We start from the raw sequence: 11,975 nt of genomic DNA, 5'->3' as shown, positions 1-11,975 counted from the left end.
CACCGTGAAGCTCTGACGGCTGAACGCTTTCTCGACAACCCGTTCAGCCACGCAGCGAATGCGCGGATGTACCGTACCGGTGACCTGGGCCGCTGGCTGGCCGATGGCAGCCTGGAATACATGGGCCGTAATGACGAACAGGTCAAGATTCGCGGTTTCCGTATCGAACTGGGTGAGATCGCAGCGCGCCTGAACGATCATCCAGATGTTCTCGACGCTGTGGTTGTGGCGCGCGAGGATGTGCCTGGCGACAAACGACTGGTTGGCTATTACACCTCGGCTGAAGATAAAGCCGGGCTGGATATCGAACAGTTGCGTGCCTGGCTGTCCGGCCTGCTGCCCGAATACATGGTGCCTGCCGCCTATGTACGGCTGGCCAGCCTGCCGGTGACGGCGAACGGCAAACTGGACCGCAAAAGCCTGCCGGCACCGGACCGCGACAGCATCGCCAGCCGCGCCTATGAAGCGCCGCAAGGACCGATCGAAATCGCCCTGGCAAGCCTGTGGGCCGAGCTGCTGCATGTGGAGCAGGTCGGTCGCCAGGATAATTTCTTTGAACTGGGCGGCCACTCGTTGCTGGCCGTGACCCTGATTGCGCGTATGCGTCGTCTGGACATGCGTGCGGACATTCGCGTTCTGTTTGTCCAGCCAACGCTGGCGGCGCTGGCCGAGGCCGTCGGTGGCGACACTGAAATCGATGTGCCAGCCAACCTGATCGATGCGCACTGCCAGCGCATTACCCCCGAACTGCTGCCCTTGGTAGCGCTGGATCAGCCCGCCATTGAGCGTATCGTGGCGCGGGTGCCGGGCGGTGCCGCTAATGTGCAGGATATCTACCCACTGGGCCCGTTGCAGACCGGTATTCTTTATCACCACCTGACCGCCGGGGACCGCGATCCTTATCTGTTGCAACCGCAGTTCGCCTTCGCCGACGCCTCGCGTCTCGAGGCTTTTTGCCATGCCTTGCAGCGAGTGATCGAGCGCAACGATATTCTGCGCACCGGGTTGTTCTGGGAAGGTTTGCAAGCACCGGTGCAGGTGGTCTGGCGTCAGGCGCCTTTGCGGGTTGAAGAGACAGCCTTGCAGGACCTGTTCAATGCGCCGCGCATGGACCTGACGCAGGCGCCGCTGCTGCAGCTGGTCTATGCCCATGATCCGGCCAACCAAAGGATCGCAGCGGTGCTGCGCTACCACCATGTGATCATGGACCACATCGCCCTCGACATATTGAGCCATGAGTTGCAGGCCATCCTGCTGGACGACGAAGCTCGGCTTGCAGCGCCTGTGCCTTACCGAAACTACATTGCCCATGTTGTGCGAGGGCCTGGCGAGGACGCCCATGAAGCGTTCTTCCGCGAGCAGTTGGGCGATATCGATGAGCCGACCTTGCCTTACGGCCTGGCCATGGCATCCGCAGAGCAGATTCCTGGCGATGCACGACTCACACTGGACAGCGACCTGTGCCGGCAGATCCGCGATCAGGCAAGGCAGTTGAGTGTCAGTGCCGCCACCTTGATGCACCTCGCCTGGGCTCAGGTGCTGGGCCAGTTGTCCGGGCGTGACAGCGTGGTATTCGGCACCGTGCTGCTTGGACGCCTGCGCGGCGGTGAAGGCGGTGAGCGCGCCCTGGGTGTGTTCATCAATACATTGCCATTGCGGATGGATCTGGGCGGGCATTGCGCGCGCAGTGCGGTGCTCGACCTTCATGGTCGTCTGGTCGGGATGCTTGCCCATGAGCACGCTCAGTTGGCTCTGACCCAGCGCTGCAGTGCCTTGCCGGCTGGTGCGCCACTGTTCAATACGCTGCTCAATTATCGCCACAGCGCTGTGCCTGAGGTCGATGACCAGGCGAACAACACGGCATGGCAAGGGATTGAGGTCGTGCACGCAGAGGAGCGCAGTAACTACCCGCTGACCTTGAGTATCGATGACTTCGGCGATGGTTTCAGCCTGACAGCCCAGGCTGCGCCGGGTATTGATCCGCAACGGATTTGCGCCTACGTGCAACAAGCCCTTGTCCATCTGGTGCGGGCCCTGGAGCAGCAATCGGCAGCAGCCCTGATCGAATCGTCAGTGGTGCCGGAGGCAGAACGCGAGCGTCTGTCGGTAACATTCAACGATACCCGGCGTGACTACCCCCGCGAGCAGCCCGTGCACCGTCTGTTCGAACGCCGCGCTGCGCTTCATCCGCATGCAGTGGCGGCCGTGCATGGCCGTCGCTCACTCACTTATGGTGAGTTGAACGAGCGCGCCAACCACTTGGCTCACTACCTGCTGGGGCAAGGTGTGCGGCCCGGCGAGCATGTGGCGATTCTGCTGCCGCGCTCACTGGAACTGCTGATCAGCCAGTTGGCGATCGGCAAATGCGCAGCGACCTACGTGCCACTGGACGTCAATGCGCCTGCCGAACGCCAGCATTACATGCTCGATGATTGCCAGGCGAAATGTGTGCTGACACAGAGCGCCACCTCGATGGGCTCGACGGTGCAACGCATCGATCTGGACCAGTTGAACCTTGACGACCAGCCAGCGCATGACCCGGGCCTGCCACAGGCATCCGACACCGCGGCTTACGTCATGTATACCTCCGGCTCGACGGGGGCCCCGAAAGGCGTCCGTGTGGCCCATCGCGGCATTGCCAGGCTGGTGTTGAACAACGGTTATGCCGACTTCAACGAGCAGGACAGCATCGCCTTTGCCTCCAACCCGGCGTTCGATGCCAGCACCATGGAAGTCTGGGGTGCCTTGCTCAACGGTGGACAGCTGTTGGTGATCGAGCACACCACGCTGATCGACCCGATGCGTTTCAGCGCGGCCCTGCGTCACGGCAATGTCAGCGTGCTGTTCTTGACCAGCGCACTGTTCAATCAGTACGTGCAACTGATCCCCGAGGCACTCAGCGGTCTTCGGCTGTTGCTTTCCGGCGGTGAGCGCGCCGATCCGGCGAGCTTCCGCACGCTGCTTGCCCAGGCTCCGGGCCTGCACCTGTTGAACGCGTACGGCCCCACTGAAACGACTACCTTCGCTACAGCCAGTGATGTAAGAGCACTGGCCGATCACGCCGAGTCGGTACCAATTGGCAGGCCTATCGGCAACACGACGGTTTACGTGCTCGACGCTCATCAGCACCTGACACCGTTGGGGGCGATTGGCGAGCTTTATATTGGTGGCGACGGTGTGGCGCTGGGTTATCTGAATCGCCCGGACCTGACCGCAGAGAAGTTTATTGCCGACCCGTTCAGCGATCAGCCTGGCGCGATGATGTACCGCACTGGCGATCTGGGCCGCTGGCTGGAGGACGGCCAGCTGGAATGCCTGGGGCGCAACGATGACCAGGTGAAAATCCGCGGTTTCCGTATCGAACTGGGCGAGATCGTCAATTGTCTGCACCAGTTGCCGGGCATCCGCGAGGCTGTGGTTGTGGCGCGCGAGGATGAGCCGGGGCATGTGCGCCTGGTTGCCTACTTCACCAGCCGGCTGGACGCCGAGGCGCCTGCACCGGAGCAAATGCGTGCTCACCTGCAGGCTAACCTGCCGGAATACATGGTGCCTGGGGCCTTTGTCGAGCTGACCGTTTTGCCGTTGACCGCCAACGGCAAACTGGACAGCCGTGCGCTGCCCAAACCGGATCATTCGTCGCTGTTGGGGCTGGCCTACGAGCCACCGCAGGGCGAGATTGAAATCGCTCTGGCACAGATATGGGCTGAAGTTCTGCAGCTCGAGCGGGTCGGTCGCCACGATCACTTTTTCGATCTGGGCGGGCACTCCCTGCTGGCCATGCGCATGGTGTCGCAGGTGCGTCAGCAGATGGGCATGGAATTGCCATTGGGCGAACTCTTCGCGCTGGGCGAACTGGCAGCCGTGGCCAGTGCGCTGGCTGGTACGGGACGCAGTGAACTGTCACTGATCCTGCCTGCGCCGCGTGATCAGTCGCTACCGCTGTCGTTTGCCCAGCAGCGTTTGTGGTTTCTGGCACAAATGGAAGGCGGTAATCAGGCCTACAACATCCCGCTGGCCCTCAGTCTGCAAGGATCGCTGGATGTCGCCGCGTTGACAGCCGCGCTTGGGCGAATCGTCGAGCGCCACGAAACCCTGCGCAGCCGCTTCATTGCCCGCGAGGAGGGGGCTGAAGTCGTGTTCACCGCACCGACAGCCATGTCGTTCCTGCACATCGAAGACTTGCGTCAAAACCCGCAAACTCTGGCCGAACGCGTCGCAGCGGAGGCCACCGCTGCGTTCGATCTGACGCGGGGGCCGCTGATCCGTGGCTGCTTGCTGCAGATGGACGACGAGCGGCACGTGTTGCTGCTGACCGTGCACCACATCGTCTCCGATGGCTGGTCGATGGGTGTTCTGACCCGCGAACTGCTTGCGTTGTATCCGGCGCTGCGTCGCGGCGAGGCCGATCCGCTGCCAGCGCTGGGCATCCAGTACGCCGACTATGCGGTCTGGCAGCAGGGCTGGATGAGCGGTGAACGTCTGCAACACCAGGCTGCTTATTGGCGGCAGGCGCTGGAAGGCGCACCAACACTGCTGACCCTGCCTGCCGACCGACCGCGTCCGGCGCAGCAGGATTTCGCCGGTGCCAGCCTCAATGTACGGCTGGATGGGCAACTGACTGCCGGCCTGCGTGCGCTTGCACAACGACAAGGCGTTACGCTGTACATGACCTTGCTGACTGCGTGGGGCGCACTGCTGGCGCGTCTTTCCGGTCAGGCCGAGGTGGTGGTCGGCAGCCCGATCGCGGGTCGTGGTCGCGCCGAGCTGGAAGGGCTGATCGGCCTGTTCGTCAACACGCTGGCCATACGCATCGACACAGCATCGGCAACCACCGGTGATGCGCTGCTGGCACAGGTCAGGACGCGAGTCCTGGAGGCTCAGGACCACCAGGACCTGCCGTTCGAGCAGGTGGTGGAAATCGTCCGCCCGACACGCAGCCTGGCCCATGGCCCGTTATTCCAGACGACGCTCAACTGGCTGGCCGGGGAAACTACGTTGCCGGAGATGGACGGGCTGTCGCTGGCGACGGTCGAACAGCAGAGTCAGGTCTCCAAGTTCGATCTGTCGCTCAACCTCGGCGAACAGGGTGATGCCTTGTTCGGTACGCTGGACTACGCCACTGCGCTGTTCGACGAGGCAACGGTGCAGCGCTATTGCGGTTATTTCGAACACTTACTGCGCACGCTGGTGAATAACCAGCAGGTGGTGCTCGCTGATATTCCGCTGGTGGGCCTGCAGGAGCGCGAGTATCTGCTCGACACTCTTAACGCCAGCGCGGTGAGCCTGCCGCAAGGTCAGACCATTCATGCCCTGATAGAAGCACGCGCCGAAGGCATGCCCGAAGCCGTTGCCGCCAGGGTCGGCGAACAGTCACTGAGCTACGCGCAGATGAACCGTCAGGCCAACAGCCTTGCTCATCATCTGATCAGCCTGGGCGTGCGCCCGGATGATCGCGTCGCGGTCGTCGCGCGCCGTGGGCTGGACACGCTGGTGAGTCTGCTGGCCGTGCTCAAGTCCGGTGCCTGCTATGTGCCGGTGGATCCCGCGCACCCCGATGAGCGCATAAACTACCTACTGACAGACAGCGCGCCAGCAGTGGTGCTCGCCGAACAGGCGTTCATGGCGCGCCTGCCTGCACTGACGGTGCCGCTGCTCGCGCTTGATCGACCTGAATGGCCTGAGCAACCGGCAAATCCGCTGGTGTCTGGGCTGACGCCAGACGATCTGGCGTATGTGATTTACACCTCCGGCTCGACCGGACAACCGAAAGGCGTGATGGTCGAACACCGCACGCTGGCCAATCTCGTTCACTGGCATTGCCAGGCGTTCGCTCTGCACGCCGGCAGCCATACGGCCACTGTGGCCGGCTTCGGTTTTGACGCGATGGCCTGGGAAGTCTGGCCGTCCCTGTGTGCGGGGGCAACGCTGCACATCCCGCCCGCCGAGATCAGCAATGAACAGCTCGACCTGCTGCTCGACTGGTGGCTGGCGCAGCCGCTGCACGTGGCGTTTCTGCCGACACCGGTGGCCGAATATGCGTTCAGCCGCGAGCTCTATCACCCGACGCTGCACACGCTGCTGATCGGTGGCGACCGCCTGCGGCAGTTCCACCGCGATCCGGGGTTTGCCGTGATCAACAACTATGGCCCGACCGAAACCACAGTGGTTGCCACTTCCGGTCGTTTGTTGCCTGACGGCAGCCTCGACATCGGCAAGCCGATCGCCAACACCCGCGTGTACCTGCTGGATGAGCAGCAGCAGCTGGTGCCGACCGGTGTTGCCGGCGAGCTGTACATCGGCGGTGAAGGCGTGGCGCGCGGCTATCTGAATCAGCCGCAACTCACTGCCGAACGCTTCCTCAGCGACCCGTTCTGCGAGAACCCGCAGGCGCGCATGTACCGCACCGGCGATCTGGCGCGCTGGAATGCCGACGGCACGCTGGACTATCTGGGGCGTAACGACGATCAGGTAAAAATCCGCGGTATGCGCATCGAACTGGGCGAAATCGAGGCGCAACTGACCTCGTTGCCGGGTATCGAGGAATCGCTGGTGGTGGCGCGCGAGGACGAACCTGGACAGTCACGTCTGGTGGCGTATTTCATTGAACAAGGTCCGCGCCCGGCGCTTGATATCGCCAGTCTGCGTGCCGACATGCTGGACCGTCTCCCGGGCTACATGGTGCCGAGTGCGTTCGTGCGCCTCGATGCCTGGCCATTGACCGCCAACGGCAAGGTCGATCGACGTGCCTTGCCGATGCCGGATCGCGACGCATTGCCAGGACGTGAATACGAGCCGCCGCAAGGCGAGCTGGAAATGGCCCTGGCCGACATCTGGAGCGATTTGCTGCAAGTCGAGCAAGTAGGGCGCACCGATCACTTCTTCGAACTCGGCGGCCATTCGCTGCTCGCTGTTACTTTGATCGCACGCATGCGTCGCCGTGGCATGGATGCCGATATCCGCGTGTTGTTTGCCCAGCCGACCCTGGCCGCCCTGGCGCGTGCCGTCGGCAGCGGCGCTCAGGTGAGGATTCCGGCCAACCTGATCGGTGCGGATTGTACATCAATCACCCCGGACCTGTTGCCGCTGGTGAAACTGGATCAGGCAGGGATCGATCGCGTCGTCGCCAGCGTGACCGGCGGCGCGAGCAATATTCAGGACATCTACCCGCTGGGGCCTCTGCAGGCGGGTATTTTCTATCACTACTTGTCCGCATCTAAGGATGATCCCTATCGCTTGCAGGCACGCTTCGCCTTTGCCGACCGCTCGCGGCTGGAGGCTTTCAGCCAGGCGCTGCAACAGGTGATCGCCCGTAACGACGTGTTGCGCACTTCGCTGTGCTGGGAAGGCCTGGAAACGCCTGTGCAAGTGGTCTGGCGACATGCCGATCTGCCGGTGATCGAGGTGCCGCTGGCGGCGCTGGATGCTCCCGAGCCGCTGGAGCTCGTGCGTGCACCGCTGTTGCGTCTGGTTCATGCCGATGACCCGGAAAACGGGCGTATCGTCGCGGTCCTGCTGTTCCATCACCTGATCATGGACCACGTTGCCCTGGACCTGCTGAGCCAGGAGTTGCAGGCGGTACTGCTCAATCAGGCAGCGCAACTGCCTGCGCCAGTGCCTTACCGCAACTACATCGCGCAGACCTTGCTGGGTGCGGGTGACGATGCGCATGAAACGTTCTTCCGCGAGCAATTGGGCGATCTGGATGAGCCGACCCTGGCGTATGCCCAGACCTGGTTGCCGGGGCCGGAGGTTGCAGGCGAGGCCCGACTGCGTCTGGATGCGGACCTGAGCAGGCGTTTACGCTATCAGGTGCGGCAGCTGGGTGTCAGTCCTGCCAGCCTGATGCACCTGGCCTGGGCGCAGGTACTGGTCCGCTTGTCCGGGCGTGACAGCGTGGTGTTCGGCACCGTACTGCTGGGTCGCTTGAACGGCAGCGAGGGTGCCGAACGCACACTCGGGGTGTTCATCAACACCTTGCCGCTGCGCATCGACCTGGCCGATCAGAGTGCACGCGATGCGCTGTCCCAGACCCACCGCCGCCTGACCGGATTGCTTGCCCACGAACAGGCTTCTCTGGCAATCGCTCAGCGTTGCAGCGCCTTGCCTGCGGGCGTACCGTTGTTCAGTGCGCTGTTGAATTACCGCCACAGTGCGGCGCCCGGTGAGGCAAACGAGGCTGCCGGCAAGGCCTGGCAGGGCATCGAGCTGTTGCAGTCTGGCGAGCGCAGCAGCTATCCGTTGACGCTCAGCGTCGATGATCTGGGCGAAGCGTTCGACCTGACTGCGCTGACCTCGACAGGCATCGATGCCCGACGTATTTGCGCGTATCTTTTCTGCGCCTTGGAGGGATTGGTCAACGCCCTCGAGCAGGCGCCGTCCGAGCCGATTCAAGCACTGAATATTCTGCCCGGCACCGAGCGAAGCGAACTGCTCGATGGCTTCAATGCCGATCGCCTTACGGCGGAGTGCCCGCTGCCGGTTCATCTGCGTATCGAACAGCAGGCGCTTGAGCAACCGAACGCACTGGCTGCTCAGGCGGGCGATCAGCATTTGAGCTATGGCGAGTTGAACGCCCGTGCCAACGCATTGGCCCATCATCTGATCGGACTGGGCGTACGTCCTGACGACCGGGTGGCGGTGGTCGCGCGGCGCGGTCTGGAGACCCTGGCCGGTCTGCTGGCAGTGCTGAAAGCCGGGGCGAGCTACGTACCGGTCGACCCCGGGCATCCGGATGAACGCATCAGCTACCTGCTGGAGAACAGCGAACCGGTGGTGGTGTTGGCGCAATTCGACTTGCTGACACGTCTGCCCGAACTGCAGGTGCCGCTGATCGCGCTTGATCGCCCGGACTGGTCACAGCGCACCGACAACCCGTCCGTGCCGGAAATGACCACGCAGCATCTGGCTTACGTGATTTACACCTCGGGGTCCACCGGGCTGCCCAAGGGCGTGATGGTCGAGCACCGCACGCTGAACAATCTGGTGGATTGGCACTGTGAAGCCTTCAACCTGCGTGCCGGCAGTCATACCGCCAGCGTTGCCGGTTTCGGTTTCGACGCCATGGCCTGGGAAGTCTGGCCTGCGCTGTGTGCCGGTGCAGTGCTGCATCTGCCGCCTGCGGAGATTGGCAACGAACAGCTCGATGTGCTGCTCGACTGGTGGCTGGTTCAGCCGCTGCAGGTGGCGTTTCTGCCGACTCCGGTGGCCGAATATGCCTTCAGCCGTGAATTGCACCACCCGACGCTGCAAACCCTGTTGATTGGCGGTGATCGCTTGCGCCATTTCAACCGTGATCCGGGTTTTGCCGTGGTCAACAACTACGGCCCGACCGAGACCACGGTGGTGGCCAGCTCTGGCCGGATGCAGCCAGGCAAGGTGTTGCACATCGGCAAGCCGGTTTCCCATGCCCGACTGTACGTACTGGATTCGCGTGGGCAGCCAGTGCCACTCGGAGTACCCGGCGAGTTGTACATCGGCGGCGCAGGCGTGGCTCGCGGCTATCTGAACCGTGCGGACCTGACCGCAGAGCGCTTCCTCGACGATCCGTTCAGCGACAGGCCCGGTGCGCGGATGTATCGCTCCGGCGATCTGGTGCGCTGGCTGTCCGACGGGACGCTTGAATACCTGGGCCGCAACGATGATCAGGTGAAGATTCGTGGTGTGCGTATCGAGCCAGGCGAGATCGAACAGCACCTGGCGCAATGCCCGGGCGTTGGCGAAGCGGTGGTGACCACCCAGCGTCTGGACGATGGCACGTTGCGTCTGGTGGGTTACTTCACCCGTCGTGACGCGTCGCTCGACAGTGCCGCCTTGCGTGCGCATCTGTTGGGTCAACTCCCGGAGTACATGGTGCCTGCGGTGTTTGTAGGCCTCGATGCGCTGCCATTGACCCAGAACGGCAAGGTCGACCGCAAGGCATTGCCTGCGCCGGACCTGAACGCACTGGCAAACCTCGCCTACCAAGCGCCTTCAACGGCTCTGGAAGAGCGTTTGGCGGACGTGTGGGCCGAGGTTCTTGAAGTCGGGAAAATCGGCAGGCACGACAGCTTCTTCGAATTGGGCGGCCATTCGCTATCGGCCATCCGTCTGGTCAGCCTGTTGCAAAAGGCAGGCGTGTCACTGACGCTGGCCGAGCTGTTCCAGCACCCTAGCGTTGCAGCGTTGGCCGGCTTGCTTGACCAGCGTCCGGGATCACCGGACGAAGCTCGTGAGGTGATCACAGTGCGTGCCGGTGGCAGCGAGTCACCGTTGTTTCTGCTGCACGATTTCACAGGGCTGGATGCTTATTTCCCTGTGCTTGGGCAACATCTGCAAGGCGACTTCCCGATTTACGGCTTGCCGGGCATTGGCCTTGGGCAGCAGCAATTACGCACCATGGAGTGCCTGGCTGCGCGTATGGTGGAGCGCATTCGTCAGGTCCAGCCGCGCGGCCCGTATCGGTTGGCCGGCTGGTCGTTTGGCGGGGTTCTGGCCTACGAAGTGGCCACTCAACTGCTGGGCATGGACGAGGCCGTGACATTCCTCGGCCTGATCGACAGCTATGTGCCACGCCTGACCGATCAGGGCAAGGCGCGCTGGCAGGGACCTGACTTGCTCGAGCGGCAATTGCTCTCGCATTGCACTGCGCACTGGCAAGCCCAGGCGGGTGAGGGCGCTGCGAAGTTGGCGCGTCTGAACTCATTGAGCGAGCAAGCGCCGCTGCCGGACTTCGCGACGCTGTTGCAACTGTGCCGTGACGAAGGCCTGTTGTACGAGGAACTCGCGCTGGCGAGCGATCAGCAATTGCACCATTACCTGGACCGGGAAGTGGCGCATGGTCAGGCTCTGGCGCATTACCAGCTGGAGCCGCTCAGCCTGCCGATTCACCTGTTCCGCGCCGAACAGCGTCCAATGGCGCCGATCGGAAGCAGTTCTACCTTGGGCTGGGGTGAGATTCTCTCCAGAAATCAACTGCAGTGCGTCGATGTCCCGGGGGACCACATGACGATGATGCAGGCACCGCACGTGGCCGTGCTCGGTCTGAACATCGTTCAGGCGTTGCACAGCGTGCCTGCCACGCCACCGCCGGCACCGGCTCATCAGTCGCTGCTTGCCATCCAGAGCGGGCGTGACGGGCATGCGCCAGTGTTTTGCGTACCGGGCGCCGGTGACAGCGTCACCAGTTTCATTGGCCTGGCCGAGGCGTTGGGGCCGGACTGGCCGATCCACGGCCTACAACCGCGTGGCCTGGACGGTCGCAGTGTTCCACACAGCCGGGTGGAAGCGGCAGCGCAGAGCCATGTGCAGGCCATCGAAGCGCTATATCCGAAAGGCCCGCTGCATCTGATCGGGCATTCTTTCGGCGGCTGGGCAGCGCACGCCATGGCGGTCAAGCTGCAGGCCCGTGGCCGCGAGGTTGTCTCGTTGACCCTGATCGACAGCGAAGCGCCTGGCGGCGAGGGCCTGGACGGCAAACCTTATACTGCCACCGCCGTGCTGGAACGCCTGATCGAGGCGCTACAGTTGTCCAGCGGAAGAAGCCTCGAGCTTGACCCGCTGGCCTTTGCCGACAGCGATACGGTCACGCAAATGCACCTGCTTCAGCAGGCCATGGTGCGCGTCGGGTTATTGCCGCCACGTCTGGCGGCACAGGCCCTGCAAGGCATTGTCCGCACGTTTGCCAGCGCCTTGCGCACGGTCTATCGACCTGAGCCGGGAGGCTACAGCGGCAGGGCGAGTCTGGTATTGGTGAATGATCCGCAACTGGATGCGCTGGACAATCAACTTGAGCATGCCGCTTGCGCAAGCGAATGGCAGCACTTGCTGCCGCAGCTTTCACTCTGGCACGGGCCGGGCAACCACTTCAGCGTCCTGAAAGCGCCGGACGTCTATAGCCTGGCGGCCTGGTGGTATGACGGGTTGGCAGTGGGTGTGAGGGAAACGCAATGAACCGGGGGATATGGGGCATGAGCCATTGCAAGCGCAAGAAGGTCTGG

At 63.0% G+C, this 11,975-nt stretch carries 1 protein-coding gene; it reads left to right on the top strand.

Annotated elements, in window-relative coordinates; all coding sequences use genetic code 11:
- Positions 1 to 11,928: non-ribosomal peptide synthetase (locus LIX91_RS22450; RefSeq protein WP_317135439.1), on the top strand; the 11,928-nt coding region annotated here is incomplete at its 5' end.
- Positions 11,929 to 11,975: the final 47 nt, after the last annotated feature.

Source organism: Pseudomonas sp. B20 (assembly GCF_020515755.1).
In the GTDB taxonomy this organism is placed as follows: Bacteria; Pseudomonadota; Gammaproteobacteria; order Pseudomonadales; family Pseudomonadaceae; genus Aquipseudomonas; species Aquipseudomonas syringae.
Note: the sequence above shows the minus strand (reverse complement) of the source record. Positions and strands in the feature narration are given on the sequence as shown.